This is a genomic window from Cellulosimicrobium sp. SL-1 (assembly GCF_011033075.1).
Taxonomy (GTDB): Bacteria; Actinomycetota; Actinomycetes; order Actinomycetales; family Cellulomonadaceae; genus Cellulosimicrobium; species Cellulosimicrobium funkei.
In genome coordinates this window covers 222033-238647 of record NZ_JAACJC010000007.1, presented here as the reverse complement: position 1 = coordinate 238647, position 16615 = coordinate 222033, and the positions used below count along the sequence as shown (strand labels likewise).

Sequence of the window (16615 nt, the reverse complement as noted above, 5' to 3'; positions counted from 1 at the left end):
GTCATGAGCACGACGACGTACGCACCGCAGCGTCTCGCCCCCGCCAGCCGCGGCGCCGACCCCCGAGCGACTGGCCGCGCGGCGCGATCCCTGCGGCGTGCGTCGCGGACCGGCATCGACACGACGATCGCACCAGCGCCCTCGGGTTCCGTCTCGGCGGCTTTCGGCTCGGCGGCGTCGGTGTTCACGGCCGCCGCACCTGACGCTCGTCGGTCTGGACGCGTCCTGACGGCGTGCGCGACGCTCGTCTGGTTGCCGGTGCTCGTCCTGACCGTCCTGGCGTTCCTCGTCATCGGCGCCGTCGGCGGCCTCGCGGCGGCCGGCGTGTGGATCTGGCGCACGGTGTCCCCCGTGCAGGCCCGACCCACGGACCATGCCGACGAGCCTGCCGACCGGCCGTCGTTCGCGAGCTCGCCGCGACCCGTCGCAGCGCCGAGCAGCCGACGGGTGGTTCGGGGCCGCACCATCGGCTACGATGCGTAGAATCGGACATAGGCCCCAAACCATTGTGTTTAGGTCAACACCATGGTGACGCGCGAGTGCGAGCGGTGACCGCACGACGGGTCGCCGGCCGTTTTTTCGGATCACCATCCTGCCGCCGGGTCCGCCGGAGCTATCGATCCCCCGCTCCAGGCGAGGCTGCCCCTGCGTCACGGTGCACGCCCGCCACGACGCTCCCCTCGCCACCACCGTCCTGTCCGCCATATGTGCCACCCTGTCCCGGTGCCCGACGCTCCCCGACCGCTCCTCGCTCCCCCGCTGCCCGACCTCGTCGGTGTGCGCGAACGCACCGTGCACGTCGTGACCCACCCGGAGGCGACGCACCACGTCGACGGACTCGTCGGCGGCCAGCACGACTCCGACCTCACCCCCGCCGGGCTGCGGCAGGCGCACCTCGTCGCGACGGCGCTGCGCGCACGTGTCCCGGCCGGTGCGAGGACGGACGTCGTCACGTCCGACCTCCTGCGCACGCGCCGCACCGCGACCGCGGTCGCCGACGCGCTCGGCACGGCGGTGCGCCTCGACCCCCGGCTGCGCGAGGCGTCCTACGGCGAGGCCGGCGGGCGGCCCCAGGCGTGGCTCGACGCACGGTTCGTCCCGCCGCCCGCGACGGGCGACCGCCTGCGGCACGACGTCGGTGTCGCCGGCGCCGAGACCCGCCTCGACGTCGCGCTGCGCGTGTACGCGGCGACGACGGACCTCCTGCGCCGGGACGTGGACCACCAGGTCGTCGTGACGCACGGGTTCGCCGCCACGTTCGTCGTCGCGGCCTGGATCGGCATGCCCGTCGACGCCGCGGGGCACGTCGCCTTCCCGGTGCCCTCGGGCAGCATCACGACGCTGCGTGAGGACGGCTACTTCCACAACCGCGCCGTCGTCGCCCTGGGCGACGTCGCGCACCTCGCCGCGGGCACCGAGGCGCGCGGCTGACGACCACAAGAGCGTCGGTGCAGGTCAGCGCGCCGCGGGCGGGCAGCGCTGTGGGTGGCGCGTCCTAGGCTGACGGCGACCCGTCCCCCAGGAGGCCCGCACCATGGTCGCCCCGCCCCGCCTCGAGCGGATCACCGTCGCCGAGGCAGCCGACCGCTATCTCGCGTCCGTCGCCGCGCAGACCCTGCGCGGCATCCTGTCCCCCACGACGCGCCGCAGCTACGAGCGGGACGTCGCGGAGTTCGCGCGCCTCGCGGGACCCGCGCGCATCCTGGACGACGTCACGGGCGAGGACGTCGACGACGTGCTCCTGCGCTACCAGACCACGCCCGACGGCCGGTACGCCGATGCGTCCCGCAAGCCCGGCAGCACGGGCCGCTCGGCAGCTACGGTGAACCGGTTCCGCCAGTCGGTGACGCGCTTCTTCGCGCACGCCGCGCGCGAGGGCTGGGTGCAGGCCGACCCGATGCAGTGGGCCGCTCCCCCGGCCCGCCTGCGCGACGGGCTGCGCGTCGCCCGCACCGCGCTGTCCGCGGGCTCGGCGGCCTCGCTGCTCGAGGTGTCCGCCGCCCGCGCACCCGGGGAGCCCGCCGTCTCGCGCCGCGACCAGGACCTCCAGCTCCGTGACCGCCTCGTCGTCGCGCTCCTCCTCGTCCTCGGCCCGCGCGTGTCCGAGCTCGAGCGGGCGAACCTCGACGACTTCTCCCGCGAACCGGACCAGACGCGATGGCGCATCCAGGGCAAGGGTGGCCACGTCCGCACCGTCACGCTGTCTCCCCCGCTCGCGGACGCGCTCGAGGAGTACCTCGCGCGCCTGCGCCCGACGCTCCTCGCGCGCCGGCCCGACGACCCGGACGCCCGGCGCGCGCTCCTGCTGTCGTGGCGGGGCCGCCGGATCGACGCCCAGGCCGTGCGCGGGCTGCTGCGGCGCTGCGTCGAACGCATGCCCGCGCAGTACCGTCGCGAGGCGACCCCGCACGCGCTGCGCCACACGACCGCGACGCTGCTCGCCGCGGAGGGCTGGGACGTCAAGGTCGTCGCGGAGCTGCTCGGGCACGCGTCCATCGCGACCACCGGCGTCTACCTCGACCGCATCGAGGGCGAGCTCGCGGCCGCGATCCGGGCCCACCCGCTCTCCGCGGCGCTCGAACCCAGCGAGGCCTGACCGGCCCGAGCACCCGGGCGGTGACCTCGGGGGCGCTGACACCCGGCCGGGCGAGGCGTAGCGTCGCAGGCATGGCCCCGCTCCACCGGGTGGAGCTCGTCCCCGACGACGAGCCCGCGCCGGGCGGGCGCGGCACACCCGCGGAGGGGGCACCCGGGCGCGCGGCCCCTGCCCGACGACGCACCCTCCTCGCGCGCGTCGTGGCGCCTCTGCTCGCGCTCGCGGTCGCGCTCGGCGCGGTCGCCTCGTGGCGCTCGTCGACGGCGGAGCAGGCCCGCCTCGCCCACCCCGGCGCCGTCCGCTCGCTCGCGGTGCCCCCGGCCCCCGCCTGGTCCGTCGACGCCGCCGCCCCGCGCGTCGCCGTCGTCGACGACGTGGTCGTCACGGTCACCGCCGCCGGGGTCGAGGGGCGCGACGCCGCCTCGGGCGCCCGGCGCTGGCTCGCTCTCGACGCCACCGCCACGTGCGGACCGACCCCCGACGAGTCGGCGGGACCGGTGACCGAGGCGCTCGTGTGCGTGACGGGACCCGCGCTCGCCCCGGTCGCGCACGTCGTCGGCCCGGACGGCCCAGTGACCGGCCCGGTGCCGCTGGGCGACACGCTCGGCCGCGCGGTCCCCGCGCCCGACGGGACCGTGCTGCGGTGGGCCCGCACCGGAGGGGTCGTGCACCTCGCGCTCCAGGACGCCCGCACGGCGCGCGTGCGCTGGCGGCACGACGTGCCGCCCGACGACGCGGAACGCACCCCGATGTGCCGGCCCCAGGTCGCCGGGCAGGCCGCCGCCACCGTCGAGGACGGCCTGCTCGTCGTGCGGGGATGTCGCGTCAGCGCCGTCCTCACCCTCGCCGGCGCCCGCATCGACGCCCCCGGCCCGGCCGTCACGACCGACGTCGTCCCGCTGCCCGACGGGACGTTCCTGCGCACCCGCGTGCTGCCGCCCGGGCGCGGGGCGACGACCGAGCTCGTCGCCCCGGACGCGGCGGTGCTCGCCGCCGTCGACGGTCGGCTCCTGCGGCCGCTCGTCGGCCCCGAGGACGACGCTGCCCCCTGGCTGGTCGCCACCGCCGACGGTGTGCGCGCCCTCGCGGCCGCGGACGGCTCCGGCGACGGGCTGCGCGAGCGGTGGCGGCTCGCGCAGCCCGTCGCCCAGGTCGTCGCGCTCGCGGCTGAGCGCGCCGTCGTCGTCACCGGCGAACGGGTCGTCGCCCTGGACGCGCGCTCGGGCGAGCCCGTGTGGTCGTGGCCGCGCAGCTCGCCCGCCGGTCGCCCCGCCGCGCCGGGCGTCGGCACGGCGCCCGGGAGCACCACCACGACGGCGGACGACGGCACGGGCACCACGGGCGTCCGGGTCGATCTCACCCGTGGCGTCGCGGCCGCGTTCACCGACGGCGCCACGCTCGCGCTGGTCGTCCCCGACGGCTCGTCGCGGCGCTCGCGGACGGTCGCCCTCTCCCTCGACGACGGGGACGTGCGCTGGGACGTCGTCGGCGACGGCGACCCGTCCGGGTTCACCGCCCTGGCGGGGTACGTGGGGCACGTCGACGCGGGGTCGTCGCGCGTCGTCGTGCTGGAGCGTCGTCCGCGCGGGAGGAGTCGTCCGCGTGCGAGAGGACGACGAGGGCGAGAGCCTGTCGGGAGACCGGCGCTGCCGTCCGGGCCGCCGGACCGAGGTGAAGGAGGCCGTCTTGCCGAAGCGTGATCCGGGTCCGAGCGTGAAGGACCCCGACCTGTACGAGAAGCTGCGGGACGAGGGCGGCTCGAAGGAGAAGGCGGCCCGCATCGCGAACGCCGCGGCGGGCTCGTCGCGCACGAGCGTGGGCCGCAAGGGCGGCAAGGCCGGCGACTACGAGGACTGGACCGTCGAGAGGCTGCGCAAGCGCGCCGCGGAGATCGGCATCGAGGGGCGGTCCTCCATGCGCAAGGCGGAGCTGGTCCGCGCGCTGCGCTCGCACTGAGTACGCGCCAGGACCCGCCGGGGACGGGCTCGTGCCGGATCTCACCCGCGGCGCGACCGTCTTCCGGTCGCGCCCGGGGTGCCGCCCGCTACGGTGAGTGCGTGCACCTGTCCGCCGACTCCGCCCTGCGCACCGCCCGCCGTCTGCTCTCCCGTGCGCTCGTGGTCGCCGTCGCGGCACCCGTGACGGTCGCGGGCGTGCTCGTCACCGCGGACGCGATCCGCAAGCGCCGCAACGCCACCGAGGCCTCGTTCCCGCGCTCGGCCCCCGCCGACGTCGAGGTCGCGGGCACCACGACGACCGTCTTCACGTACGGCGAGGACGTGTACCGGGAGATGCTCGGCGCGATCCGCGGCGCACGGCGCCGCATCCTGCTCGAGACGTACATCTGGAAGGCCGACGCGCTCGGCGAGGAGTTCAAGCAGGCGCTCGTCGAGGCGAGCGAGCGCGGCGTCGAGGTGTTCGTCGTGTACGACGGCTTCGCGAACCTCGTCGTCCCGCAGGCGTTCTTCGACCTGCCCGAGCCGATCCACGTCATCCGGTACCCGGTGTTCCGCCCGGGCGTGCTCATGCTCAACGTGCGCAAGTCCGGTCGTGACCACCGCAAGATCCTCGTCGTCGACGACGAGATCGCGTTCGTGGGCGGGTACAACATCGGCGCCCTGTACGCGACGCAGTGGCGCGACACGCACGTGCGCCTCGTCGGGCCGAGCGCGTGGGAGCTGCGCAACGCGTTCGTCGACTTCTGGAACGCGAACCGCGCGTCGGACCAGCCGCTGCTCGCCGACCCGGGGTCGGTGCACTGGGAGCCGCGGCTGCGCGCGGCCCGCAACGCGCCGGCGCACCTGGTGTTCCCGATCCGCGGGATCTACCTCGACGCGATCGACCGCGCGAGCTCGCACGTCTACATCACGCAGGCGTACTTCATCCCCGACCGGGAGATCCTGGCCGCGCTGCTCGCGGCCGCGGCGCGCGGCGTCGACGTGCGGGTCCTCGTTCCCGAGCGCTCGAACCACGTGCTCGCGGACTGGCTGTCGCGCGGCCTGTACACGGCTCTGCTCAAGGGCGGGGTCCGCATCCACCTGTACCGCAACGCCATGGTGCACGCGAAGACCGCGACCATCGACGGCGCGTGGACGACGATCGGCACGGCGAACATCGACCGGCTGTCCCTCACGGGGAACTACGAGGTGAACCTCGAGATCACGGACCCGGGGGTGGCCGAGCAGATGGAGAAGGTCTTCGAGGTCGACCTGTCGAACTCGCGCGAGCTGACGCTCGACGAGTGGGACTCGCGCTCGGTGGCGGCGAAGCTCAGCGAGGTCGTCCTCACTCCCCTGCGCCCGCTGCTGTAGCAGCGCCGCCGTCGTCGCCGTCCTTCGGGCGACGACGACGGCGGGCGGGTCCACGGCTCAGCGGGCCGGGTCGGAGCGCAGCACGTCGGCCGCCTCCTCCTCCGGCCGCGGCGGCACGGTCTCGTCGGTCTCGAGCAGCGCGACCTCCCCGAACTCGGGGTGCTCGTCGCGCAGCTCGCGCGCGACGGCGTCCGCCGCGCCGTCCAGGGCGCCCGCGGCGACGTCGATCGACTCCCCGGTCGTCAACGGCCGGTACTCGTACGTGCCGCCGGTGCGCTGCTCGCCCAGGAGCCGGTTCACGAGGCCGTGCCCGACGTCCGACAGCAGCGCGTCGTGCACCGGTACCACGACCCGCGGGTCGAGCGCGCGCACGAAGTCGATCGTCTCGGCGAGCTTGAGCCACGGCGCCGAGACGGGCGCGAGCAGCACGTCGAGCCGCCGTCCGCCCAGCACGCCCGGGTCAGGGGCGTCGAACGAGTCCCCGGGGTGGAGGAGCGTCGCGCCGTCCCCGCGCACGAGGTACGTGACGTTCGCGATCCGCGGGACGTCCGGGTGGATCACCGCGTGCCGGCCCCCGCCCACCACGACCTCCAGACCGCCCAGGTCCAGGCCGTCCCCCGGCGCGACGACGTGCACGCGCGACGCCGCGCCGTCGGGCAGCGCGGCACGCACCGCGGCGGCCACCTCCTCGGGCGCCCACACCGTGAGCTCCGGCCGGGCCGCGAGGGCGTCACCGAGGGCCCCGGTGTCCACGTGGTCCGGGTGCTGGTGGGTGAGGAGCACCGTGCCGGCGTCCGCCAGCGCGGCCGCGGCGTCGCTGAACGTGCCGGGGTCGATGGCGACGACCTGACCGCCGTGGCGCACCGTGACGCACGCGTGCCCGTGGAACGTGACCTGCATGGAACCTCCTCGAGTCGTCCTTGCCCGCCCCGCCCGTGCGGGACCGGCCCCTCAGCCCACCACGAGGACGAGGTCGCCGCCCTCCAGCTGCTGCACCGCGCCGATCGCGACCCGCTGGACCGTGCCCGCGACGGGCGTCGTGATCGCCGCCTCCATCTTCATCGCCTCGACGGTCGCGACCGTCTGCCCCGCCTCGACGACGTCGCCCACGACGACGACCGGTGTCACCGCACCCGCGAACGGTGCCGCGACCTGGCCGGGCTGGGTCGGGTCCGCCTTCTCGGCGGTGCGCGCGTCCACGTCCACCGCGCGGTCGCGCACCTGGATCGGGCGCAGCTGGCCGTTGAGGGTGAACATCACCGTGCGCATCCCGCGCTCGTCGGGCGTGCCGATCGCCTCGAGGCCCACGAGCAGGCGCACGCCCTTGCCGAGCGCGACCGCGACCTCCTGGCCCGGCTCCAGCCCGTACAGGTACGTGGGGGTGTCGAGCACCGACACGTCCCCGTACGCCTGGCGCACCTGCTCGAACTCCTTCGTCGGCCCCGCGAAGAGCAGGTGGTTGAGCCGACGACGGCGCACCTCGCCCTCCTGCCCGAGCTCCGCCTCGTCCTCGGCCGAGAGCGGCGTGACCCCCGCGCGCGCCGCACGGCCGGCGAGCGCACGCGACCGGAACGGCTCCGGCCAGCCACCGGGCGGGTCGCCCAGCTCGCCGCCCAGGAACCCGACCACGGAGTCCGGGATGTCGAACGACTGCGGGTCCGCCGCGAACTCCGCCGGGTCCGCGCCCGCCGCCACGAGGTGCAGCGCAAGGTCGCCCACGACCTTCGACGACGGCGTCACCTTCACCAGCCGCCCCAGGATCCGGTCCGCGGCCGCGTACATCGCCTCGATCTGCTCGAACCGGTCCCCCAGGCCCAGCGCGATCGCCTGCTGACGCAGGTTCGACAGCTGACCGCCCGGGATCTCGTGCTCGTACACGCGCCCCGTCGGCCCGGGCAGACCCGACTCGAACGGCGCGTACACGCGGCGCACCGCCTCCCAGTACGGCTCGAGGTCCGCGACCGCCGCCAGCGACAGCCCGGTGTCGCGCTCGGTGTGCTCCAGCGCGGCGACCAGCGCCGACAGCGGCGGCTGGCTCGTCGTCCCCGCCATCGCGGCGCTCGCGGCGTCGACCGCGTCGACGCCCGCCGCGGCGGCGGCGAGCAGCGTGGCCATCTGCCCGCCGGACGTGTCGTGGGTGTGCAGGTGCACGGGCAGGTCGAACCGCTCGCGCAGCGCGGTCACGAGCCGGCTCGCGGCGGCGGGCCGCAGCAGCCCGGCCATGTCCTTGATCGCGAGGACGTGCGCACCGGCGTCGACGATGCGGTCCGCGAGGCGCAGGTAGTAGTCGAGCGTGTACAGGTCCTCGGCCGGGTCGAGCAGGTTGCCCGTGTAGCACAGCGCGACCTCCGCGACCGTCGTGCCGGTCGCGCGCACGGCCTCGATCGCGGGACGCATCTGGTCGACGTCGTTGAGCGCGTCGAAGATGCGGAACACGTCGATGCCCGTCGCCGCGGCCTCCTCGACGAACGCCTCCGTGACGCGCGTCGGGTACGGCGTGTACCCGACCGTGTTGCGACCGCGCAGCAGCATCTGGATCGCGAGGTTCGGCATCGCGGCACGCAGGGTCGCGAGCCGCTCCCACGGGTCCTCCCCGAGGAAGCGCAGCGCGACGTCGTACGTCGCCCCGCCCCACGCCTCGACCGACCACAGCTGCGGCGTCGCCCGCGCCACGTACGGCGCGACGGCCGCCAGGTCGTGCGTGCGCACCCGCGTCGCGAGCAGCGACTGGTGCGCGTCGCGGAACGTCGTGTCCGTGACGCGCAGCCGCTGCTCGCCCCGCAGCGCCCGCGCGAACCCCTCCGGGCCGAGCTCGAGGAGCTGCTGGCGCGACCCGGGCGGGGGCGCGACCGTCAGGTCGAACGGCGGCAGCTTCGCCGCCGGGTCGCTCGTGACCCGCGGGTCCCCGTGCGGCCGGTTGACGGTGGTGTCCCCCACGTACGCGAGCAGGCGCGTGCCCCGGTCCGCGCTCTCGCGCGCGGCGAGCAGCTCGGGCCGCTCGTCGATGAACGACGTCGCCACGTTGCCCGCGACGAACTCCGGGTCGGCGAGGACCGCCTGCAGGAACGGGATGTTCGTCCGGATGCCGCGGATGCGGAACTCCGCCAGCGCACGACGCGCGCGCCGCACCGCCGTCGGGAAGTCCCGCCCCCGGCACGTGAGCTTCACCAGCATCGAGTCGAAGTGGCCCGACACGACCGACCCCGCCGTCGCCGTCGCCCCGTCGAGCCGGACACCCGCCCCGCCCGGCGACCGGTAGGCGATGATCCGGCCCGTGTCGGGACGGAACCCGTTCGCCGGGTCCTCCGTGGTGATCCGGGTCTGCAGGGCCGCGCCGTTGACGCGCACGTCCTCCTGCCGGATGCCCAGGTCCGCCAGCGTCTCGCCCGCCGCGATCCGCATCTGCGCGGACACGAGGTCGACGTCCGTGACCTCCTCGGTCACCGTGTGCTCCACCTGGATGCGCGGGTTCATCTCGATGAACACGTGCTGCCCCGCACGCTCGCCCACCGTGTCGACGAGGAACTCGACCGTGCCCGCGTTCTGGTACCCGATGTGCCGCGCGAACCGCACCGCGTCCGCGCACAGCGCGTCCCGGACCGCCGGGTCGAGGTTCGGCGCCGGCGCGATCTCGATGACCTTCTGGTGACGACGCTGCAACGAGCAGTCCCGCTCGTACAGGTGCACGACGTTCCCCGCGCCGTCCGCCAGGATCTGCACCTCGATGTGCCGCGGCCGCAGCACCGCCTGCTCCAGGAACACCGTCGGGTCACCGAACGCGCCGTCCGCCTCGCGCATCGCCGCAGCCAGCGCCTCCGGCAGGTCCTCGCGCACGTCGACACGCCGCATCCCCCGACCGCCACCGCCCGCGACGGCCTTGACGAACACCGGGAACCCGATCTCGTCCGCAGCGGCCACGAGCTCGTCGACGTCCGCCGACGGCTCGCTCGACGCGAGCACCGGCAGGCCCGCCTCGCGCGCCGCCTTGAGCGCCCGCACCTTGTTGCCCGCGAGCTCGAGCACCTCCGGCGGCGGCCCGACGAACGTCAGCCCGGCCTCCGCGCACGCGCGCGCCAGGTCGGGGTTCTCCGAGAGGAAGCCGTACCCCGGGTAGACGGCGTCCGCGCCCGCCTCCCGGGCGACGCGCACGATCTCCTCGATGTCCAGGTACGCCCGCACCGGGTGGCCGGGCTCCCCGATGAGGTACGCCTCGTCGGCCTTGAGCCGGTGCTCGGAGTTGCGGTCCTCCTGCGGGAACACCGCGACCGTGCGGGCCCCCAGCTCGTAGGCGGCGCGGAACGCCCTGACGGCGATCTCCGCGCGGTTGGCGACCAGGACCTTCGAGAACACCGGCACTCCATCCGTCGAGCGTGGCGGCGTCGTCGGGCCGGGGAGGGCGCCACGCACCGCGTACCGGGCGATCCTCCCACGGCGTCGCCGGACGGGTCACCGCACCCGCTGTGACGAGGTCCACACGCCTCGCGGGGGTGCCCCGGCGCTCGCGGTCGGCCCGCCCGTGGTCCGGCCGGGCGAGGGTCAGCCCGCGGTGCGGGCCTGACGGCGCTGGGCGAGCTCGTCCTGCGGGCTCGTCGCCGTGCCGTCCTCGTCCTCGAGGGACTCGGTCGGCAGCTCGGCGAGCGTGCCCTCGACCTCGCGCCAGACGCGCCCGACGGCGATCCCGAACACGCCCTGGCCGCCCTGGACGAGGTCCACGACCTCGTCGGGCGAGGTGCACTCGTAGACGCTCGCGCCGTCGCTCATGAGGGTGATCTGCGCCAGGTCGTCCACGCCGCGCTCGCGCAGGTGCTCGACGGCCGTGCGGATCTGCTGGAGCGACACCCCGGTGTCGAGCAGGCGCTTGACGACCTTGAGCACGAGGATGTCGCGGAAGCTGTACAGGCGGTGCGAGCCCGACCCGGAGGCCGGGCGGACGGTGGGCTCGACGAGGCCGGTGCGGGCCCAGTAGTCGAGCTGGCGGTACGTGATGCCTGCCGCGCGGCACGCCGTCGGGCCGCGGTAGCCGGTCGTGGTGTCCTGCTCGGTGATGTCCTCCCCGAAGAGGAGGCCCTGCGCGCCCTGCGGAACTGCCGCGCCGACACCGACGCTCGCCTCACCGCTGCTGTTCACTGTCGCCTCCTGGGGTGATGTCACGACCAAACTATGGGCGCCGTCCGGGGCCGTCAACGACCGACGCCCCGGGGGTGCGGGCGTGTCGCGCCCGCCACGTCGTCGCGTCGACCGCTGAACCCTCGACCTGAGCTCGAAGGTCTGTCTTGTCCGGTGTGTCCCGAAGCCTCGACCGCGACCCGAGGGTCGGGCCGCCACGCACCGGGACCGCTCTACTCGTCCACCGAGAAGTCCTCGGGCTGGACGTGGTCGAGGAAGTCGCGGAACTTCTCGACCTCCTCCTGCTGCGCGACGTCGACGACCTCGACGCCCGCCGTCGCCACGACCTCCGCCGAGCACAGCACCGGGCTCCCGGTGCGCACCGCGACGGCGATCGCGTCCGACGCGCGCGAGTCGAGCCGCACGCCGTTGCTGAGCACGAGCTCGGCGAAGAAGATGCCGCCGTCGAGGGCGACGATCTCCGCCCGCTCGAGCCGCACGCCCACCGCGTCGAGCAGGTCCCGCAGCAGGTCGTGCGTCATGGGCCGCGGCGTGGGCAGCCCTGCCTGCGCCATGGCGATCGCGCTCGCCTCCCGCGGGCCGATGACGATCGGCACCACGAGCTCGGACGCGTCGTCGAGCAGCAGCACCACGATCTCCTGGTCGCGCTGCTGCTGACGGACCCCCAGCACCTCCACCGGGACCATCGGGACGTCGTCGCTCACTCCACCACCGTACGACTCCGCCCGGCATCCGGCAGGGGGTGCGCACCGGGCGTGCGCGCGACACGCGGAGGGCGCCGCGGGAGGTGCGGCGGGGCGGGTGCGGGCGTCAGCGGGTGAGGTCGTCGACGCCCTGGCGCACGAAGACGGTGTGCAGCTGCGCGCACAGCTCGCCGACCTCGGACGCGACGGTGCCGGCGTGGGCGCGCGCGGACGGGCTCTGCTGCCCGCGCCACGGCGAGACGACCTGCTGCACGAGGCTCACGTGGCGGTCGGCGGCGGTGCGCAGGGAGCGGAGGTGGCGGGGCTCGATGCCGTAGTCCGCGAGGCCGGCGGCGAGCACGACGACGTCGAGCGAGCGCGCGTCGAGCTGCCCGCCCGGTGCCTGGCGGAGCACGCCGGCCTCGATGAGGCCCTCGACGAGCTCGCGCTCGACCCCGGCGGCCGAGACGAGCGCGTCGACGGTGTAGCGCTGGCGGACGGCGGCCGACCCGGGCTCGCCGTCGGTGGTCGCGAGGCGGGGGGCGAGCGTCTCGGCGTCGGTCCCGGCGTCGAGCGCGGCGAGGCGGTCCTTGATGACCTTCAGCGGCAGGTAGCGGTCACGCTGCTCGACGAGCACGAACCGGAGCCGCTCGACGTCGGCGGGGCTGTACTGGCGGTAGCCCGACGCGGTCCGCACGGGCTCGATGAGGCCCTGCTCCTCGAGGAAGCGCAGCTTGGAGTGGCTGACGTGGGGGAACTCGGCCCGCAGCGCGCGCAGCACGTCGGAGATGCGCATGGTCGCGCGGCGCGAGATCCCCTGGGGCCACGGTTCGGGCCCGTCCGCGGGCTCCGGGGCCGTGGCGTGCGCGGCGCCGGTCGACATGTTCACGACGGGGAGGCCGCGCCGCCCGCCGACGCCGCCGCGTGCGGGCTGGCGTGGAACGTGAGCCGGTACTTGCCGATCTGGACCTCGTCGCCCGTGCCGAGCGCGACGGCGTCGATCCGGCTGCGGTTCACGTAGGTGCCGTTGAGGGACCCGACGTCGCGCACGACGAAGTGCTCGCCCTCGCGCACGAACTCGGCGTGCTTGCGGGACACGGTGACGTCGTCGAGGAAGATGTCGGCGTGCTCGGAGCGCCCGGCGACGGTGCGCTCGGCGTCGAGGAGGAAGCGCGAGCCCTGGCCGGGGCCGCGCTGCATGATGAGCAGGGCCGAGTGGCGGGGCAGGGCGGCGACGGCGGCGTGCTCCTCGGGGCTCAGGCCCCCGGGCTGCACGCCCTCCTCGATCGGGGCCTCGATCCGGCCGAAGCTGACCGTCGTGTCGCTGGTCGCCCGGTTCGGCACCTCAGGACCGCCTGGGACACTCATCACGCCTCCTCGGGGCTCACGCACGTCGTGCTCGAGCTCGGAAACCGCACCGGGGGGCGAGCCCCGGGTGCGGGAAACTGGTGCTCGAAAACTACTACACCTGCAGGTCACGCGGTGCGTGCGACCCTCGGTCGTCCCAACCTACCCCGGCCCGTGGGCCCGCGGGAAGCCGGGTCACTCGTCGGCGGGGACGGGGGTCGCGTACCGGGGTGCGCGGGGCTCGACGGTCGCGGTGACCTCGGCCTGGTCCTGCTGGGTGACGGTGGTGCGCGCGCCGTCGGCCCGCAGGGAGGCCATGGCGCCGCCGGGGATCTCGAGCGCGGTCTCGAGCGTCGAGGGGTCGCCGATCGCGGTCCAACGGTACGGGGACGAGATCACCTGCCCGTCGACGACCACGCCGTCGGAGGTGTCCTCGAAGTAGCTGCTGGCGACGAGGCGGACGCCGTTGACCTCCATGGCCTCGGCGCCCGCGTTGCGCAGCTCCTCCAGCACGTTGAACAGGCCGAACGCCTTGAGCGGCTCGGCACCCTCGACGACCTCGATCTGGACGCCCGGGCCCTCGGCGGGGAGCCGGCCCGAGAGGATGCCGAGCGTCTCGGCCTGCTGCTCGGCGAGCTCGAGCGCGGCGCGCTCGCGGCCGGAGCCGGACTGCAGCTCGTCGCGCGTGGCCTCGAGCGAGGACACCTGGTCCTCGAGCTCGCCGGAGCGCTGGGTGACGTCGTCGAGCAGGCGTACGAGGTCGCTCTGGCGCAGGGAGGACAGCTGGTCCTCCTGCGTCTGGCTCACCTGGACGACGAGCGCGAAGCCGAGCAGCGCGCACAGGACGCCGACCATGACCTGGGAGCGCGACGCGCGCGGGCGCATCGCCCGGCCGAGGCCGCGCAGCCCGCGCGGCTCGGGCTGGGTGGGGGTGCCGTGGCGCCCGACGGCGGCCGTCGCCCCGGTGACCGGGTCCGGCTCGGCGGTGGGCGAGGTCTCGGCGTCCTGCTCGGGCGCCGCGGCTGCCGGGGTGGTCGTCGCGCCCGGCGTCGGGCGGTCCGGCGCGGTGGTGGCGGTGCGCGGGTCGTCGGGCTGGTCGGTGCGGTCGTCGGGTGCGGGGCGCTCCCCCGCTGCTGCGGCGGCGCCCGGGACGGTGGGGTCGCTCGACGCCGGGGTGCCCGGGTCGCTGGTGCCCGGGTCGCTCGGCACGGGCGTGTCGCCCGGCGCGGCACCGGTCGGGGTCGTGCCGGCCGCGGTGCTGCCGTCGTCCTCGTGGTGGTCGGTGGTGACCGTGGTCTGGTCGCGGGCTGCCGGTGCGTCGCTCGGCGTCGTGGGGTCGCCGGGGACCGCTGCGGGGTCGTCCGGGTCGTCGTGGGGCGCGCCGGACGGCGCACCCGGGCCCGGGTCGCCCTCGGCGGGGGTTGCGGCGTCCTCGTCGGAGGCGTCGGTGCGGGGCGGGACGGGCTCCGTGTCGCGCGCGTCGTCGTCGGTCCCGGGTTCGGTGCCGGGGACGGCGGGGGTGCCGACGGCGGCGTCGTCACCGTCCGCGGGCGTGGTGGGGTGCTCGGGCCGGTCGCCCGGAGCCTGGTCGCGGGGGTCGCGGCTCATGCTCACGCCTTGAAGATGTGGCGCCGGATCGCGGCGGCGTTGGAGAAGATGCGGATGCCGAGGACGACGACGACGGCGGTCGAGAGCTGGCTGCCGACCCCGAGCTGGTCGCCGAGGAACACGATGAGGGCGGCGACGACGACGTTCGACAGGAACGACACGAGGAAGACCTTGTCGTCGAACAGGCCGTCGAGCCGGGCGCGCAGGCCGCCGAACAGGGCGTCGAGGGCGGCGACGACGGCGATGGGGAGGTAGGGCTGCAGCGACACGGGCACGGTGGGTTGCAGGACGAGGCCCGCGACGATGCCCACCACCAGTCCGACGACTGCGATCATTCGACGATCTCCTGCCCTGTCTCGTGCGGTGCGGATGGGGTCCCGGACCCGTCGGTCGTGCCCGGCGCGGGGCCGCTCTCCTCGGCGGGTGCGTCGGAGTCTACGGTCGTCTCGGGGGCGTGCGCGAAGAACAGCGTGGGCGCGGACCGGCCGGGCAGGTCGAGGCGGCTCTGCGTCGTCACGCCGGAGCGGATGCCGTACTGGGTGCCGAGGAGCTGGAGGAAGTCCGACGTGCCGGACCGCAGGAGCGAGGTGCGCATCGCGTCGGGGTCCCCGATCGCCTCGACGCGGTAGGGGCCGACGAGGGGCTGCAGGTCGACGAGCACGGCGTCGCCGGCGCTGCGGATCGCGGACAGGCCGGTCAGGCGCTGGTCGTTGATCGCGACGGCCTCGGCGCCGCCGGCCCACAGGGCGTTGACGACGCGCTGCAGGTCGGAGTCGTGCACGAGCGAGCTCGCGTCGGTGGCCCCGGAGGACAGGCCGCCGCCGGTGTCGTCGAGGGTGACGACGACACCCTGGCCCTCGACGGGCTGCGTCCCGGTGAGCGCGCCCTCCTCCTGGAGGCTGTCGAGCACGTCGGCGCTCGCGCCGCTCAGGGCCGCGCCCTGGAGCTGCTCGATCTCCCCGGTCAGCTCCGCGCCGCGCGCGGAGAGCTCCTCGGCGGTGGCCTGGCGTTCGAGGATCTCCTGCTCGAGGGTCTCGCGTGCGGCGATGACGCCGGGCTGCGGGGCGCGCAGCTGCACGGCGGCGGCGGTGGTGACGATGCCGAGGACGACGGCGAGGGCGACGAGCGCGACGGTGCCGGCGCGCCCCCGGTGCGGGGTCTGCCCGGCGGCGCGGCGCGCGGCCGCGGCGGCGTACCCGGGGTCGAGGGGGCGGTGCATGACCTCGTTGAGGAGGGTCATGGACGCGTCCACGGGTGCGCGGCGCGCGGCGGCGGGCTGGTCCGGTCGCGTGTCGGTCACGGCGTCTCCTTCGTCGCGGTCCCGGGCCGGTCGGTGCGGGCGGCGCGGTCGCGCAGGACGAGCGCCCGGGTCTGCAGCACGTACTGCGCGCCCGCGAGCCAGTACAGGCCCACGCCCCACCAGGTGAACGCCCACCCGGTGACGGCGGCGACGTCGCCGAGCCAGCCGGGCATCTCCGCGAGGAGCAGCAGCGGGAACGCGTACAGCAGGGCGAACGTGCCGGCCTTGCCCGCGAAGCTCACGGGCAGCGGCCCGTAGCCGTGGCGGGCGAGCAGCGGCAGCAGTCCCGCGAGCAGGACGTCGCGCGCGACGATCGCGACGACGAGCCACACGGGCACGACGTCGCGCCACGCGAGCCCGAGGAGGGTGACGAGGATGAAGAGGCGGTCGGCGGCGGGGTCGAGCATCTGCCCGAGGCGGCTCACCTGGTCCAGGCGGCGCGCGAGCACGCCGTCGAGCCAGTCCGACGCCCCGGACACCGCGAGGACGACCAGGGCCCACACGTCGTCGCCGCGCACGATGAGCACCGCGAACACGGGCACGAGGAGCAGCCGCAGGAGGCTGATGACGTTCGGGACGGTCAGGACGCGCGAGCTGACCTGCTGCCCTGCCGTCACACCCACCGCCCCGTGCTCGCGTCGCG

General features: G+C 75.4%; 16 protein-coding genes. 6 read left to right on the top strand and 10 right to left on the bottom strand.

The window, feature by feature from the left end; genetic code table 11:
• Window positions 1–252: 252 nt before the first annotated feature.
• The 6 genes from GWJ10_RS13115 (at window position 253) to GWJ10_RS13090 (ending at window position 5907) form a co-directional block, all read left to right on the top strand.
• A complete protein-coding gene (locus GWJ10_RS13115; protein WP_163187899.1) occupies window positions 253–483 on the top strand; it encodes a hypothetical protein in 231 nt (76 codons plus the stop codon).
• 240 nt (window positions 484–723) lie between these two features.
• Window positions 724–1431: a histidine phosphatase family protein gene (locus tag GWJ10_RS13110; protein WP_241005800.1), complete on the top strand. Its 708-nt coding sequence runs from the start codon at window positions 724–726 to the stop codon at window positions 1429–1431.
• A 103-nt stretch (window positions 1432–1534) separates the two neighbouring features.
• Window positions 1535–2596, top strand: a complete 1062-nt coding sequence (locus tag GWJ10_RS13105) for a tyrosine-type recombinase/integrase (protein WP_076404877.1) — start codon at window positions 1535–1537, stop codon at window positions 2594–2596.
• A 71-nt stretch (window positions 2597–2667) separates the two neighbouring features.
• Window positions 2668–4296, top strand: coding sequence for a PQQ-binding-like beta-propeller repeat protein (locus GWJ10_RS13100; protein WP_163187895.1), 1629 nt, complete (start codon window positions 2668–2670; stop codon window positions 4294–4296).
• Complete coding sequence (locus GWJ10_RS13095; protein WP_163187893.1) at window positions 4283–4552, top strand: Rho termination factor N-terminal domain-containing protein; 270 nt, start codon at window positions 4283–4285, stop codon at window positions 4550–4552. Before GWJ10_RS13100 ends, GWJ10_RS13095 begins: the two co-directional genes overlap by 14 nt.
• A 101-nt stretch (window positions 4553–4653) precedes the next feature.
• Window positions 4654–5907 carry a phospholipase D-like domain-containing protein gene (locus GWJ10_RS13090; RefSeq protein ID WP_021482650.1) on the top strand — a complete coding sequence of 418 codons (1254 nt, stop codon included), beginning with the start codon at window positions 4654–4656 and terminating at the stop codon, window positions 5905–5907.
• Between the two features lie 57 nt (window positions 5908–5964).
• Here GWJ10_RS13090 and GWJ10_RS13085 read toward each other — a convergent pair whose 3' ends face one another.
• The 10 genes from GWJ10_RS13085 to GWJ10_RS13040 all read right to left on the bottom strand — a co-directional run bounded on the left by GWJ10_RS13085 (window position 5965) and on the right by GWJ10_RS13040 (window position 16589).
• Window positions 5965–6807: an MBL fold metallo-hydrolase gene (locus GWJ10_RS13085; RefSeq protein ID WP_163187891.1), complete on the bottom strand. Its 843-nt coding sequence runs from the start codon at window positions 6805–6807 to the stop codon at window positions 5965–5967.
• Between the two features lie 51 nt (window positions 6808–6858).
• Window positions 6859–10257: a pyruvate carboxylase gene (locus GWJ10_RS13080; protein WP_163187889.1), complete on the bottom strand. Its 3399-nt coding sequence runs from the start codon at window positions 10255–10257 to the stop codon at window positions 6859–6861.
• 186 nt (window positions 10258–10443) lie between these two features.
• Entirely contained in the window at window positions 10444–11034 is a 591-nt protein-coding gene (locus GWJ10_RS13075) for a MerR family transcriptional regulator (protein WP_021482353.1), read from the bottom strand.
• Between the two features lie 212 nt (window positions 11035–11246).
• Window positions 11247–11720 (bottom strand): bifunctional nuclease family protein, encoded by a 474-nt coding sequence (locus GWJ10_RS13070; protein WP_024839673.1) that lies wholly within the window; start codon window positions 11718–11720, stop codon window positions 11247–11249.
• A gap of 124 nt (window positions 11721–11844) precedes the next feature.
• The gene (locus GWJ10_RS13065) at window positions 11845–12600 is read right to left on the bottom strand and encodes a MerR family transcriptional regulator (protein WP_061267299.1); all 756 of its coding nucleotides are present in this window, start codon (window positions 12598–12600) and stop codon (window positions 11845–11847) included.
• 2 nt (window positions 12601–12602) lie between these two features.
• Window positions 12603–13085, bottom strand: coding sequence for an FHA domain-containing protein (locus GWJ10_RS13060; RefSeq protein WP_021483194.1), 483 nt, complete (start codon window positions 13083–13085; stop codon window positions 12603–12605).
• A gap of 174 nt (window positions 13086–13259) precedes the next feature.
• Window positions 13260–14672: a DUF881 domain-containing protein gene (locus GWJ10_RS13055; protein ID WP_163187887.1), complete on the bottom strand. Its 1413-nt coding sequence runs from the start codon at window positions 14670–14672 to the stop codon at window positions 13260–13262.
• Window positions 14673–14674: 2 nt separating this feature from the next.
• Entirely contained in the window at window positions 14675–15007 is a 333-nt protein-coding gene (locus tag GWJ10_RS13050) for a small basic family protein (protein ID WP_021483549.1), read from the bottom strand.
• Window positions 15004–15972 carry a DUF881 domain-containing protein gene (locus GWJ10_RS13045; RefSeq protein WP_241005799.1) on the bottom strand — a complete coding sequence of 323 codons (969 nt, stop codon included), beginning with the start codon at window positions 15970–15972 and terminating at the stop codon, window positions 15004–15006. Before GWJ10_RS13045 ends, GWJ10_RS13050 begins: the two co-directional genes overlap by 4 nt.
• Window positions 15969–16589 carry a CDP-alcohol phosphatidyltransferase family protein gene (locus tag GWJ10_RS13040; RefSeq protein ID WP_034656174.1) on the bottom strand — a complete coding sequence of 207 codons (621 nt, stop codon included), beginning with the start codon at window positions 16587–16589 and terminating at the stop codon, window positions 15969–15971. The genes GWJ10_RS13045 and GWJ10_RS13040 overlap by 4 nt, the downstream gene beginning before the upstream one ends.
• Window positions 16590–16615 lie beyond the last annotated feature (26 nt).

What these genes read in the sequence shown, in the direction of transcription:
- GWJ10_RS13070 (WP_024839673.1), bottom strand. Translation starts at nt 11,720, where the DNA reads ATGGTCCCGGTGGAGGTGCTGGGGGTCCGTCAGCAGCAGCGCGACCAG.
- GWJ10_RS13065 (WP_061267299.1), bottom strand. Translation starts at nt 12,600, where the DNA reads ATGTCGACCGGCGCCGCGCACGCCACGGCCCCGGAGCCCGCGGACGGG.
- GWJ10_RS13055 (WP_163187887.1), bottom strand. Translation starts at nt 14,672, where the DNA reads ATGAGCCGCGACCCCCGCGACCAGGCTCCGGGCGACCGGCCCGAGCAC.
- GWJ10_RS13085 (WP_163187891.1), bottom strand. Translation starts at nt 6,807, where the DNA reads ATGCAGGTCACGTTCCACGGGCACGCGTGCGTCACGGTGCGCCACGGC.
- GWJ10_RS13050 (WP_021483549.1), bottom strand. Translation starts at nt 15,007, where the DNA reads ATGATCGCAGTCGTCGGACTGGTGGTGGGCATCGTCGCGGGCCTCGTC.
- GWJ10_RS13100 (WP_163187895.1), top strand. Translation starts at nt 2,668, where the DNA reads ATGGCCCCGCTCCACCGGGTGGAGCTCGTCCCCGACGACGAGCCCGCG.
- GWJ10_RS13060 (WP_021483194.1), bottom strand. Translation starts at nt 13,085, where the DNA reads ATGAGTGTCCCAGGCGGTCCTGAGGTGCCGAACCGGGCGACCAGCGAC.
- GWJ10_RS13105 (WP_076404877.1), top strand. Translation starts at nt 1,535, where the DNA reads ATGGTCGCCCCGCCCCGCCTCGAGCGGATCACCGTCGCCGAGGCAGCC.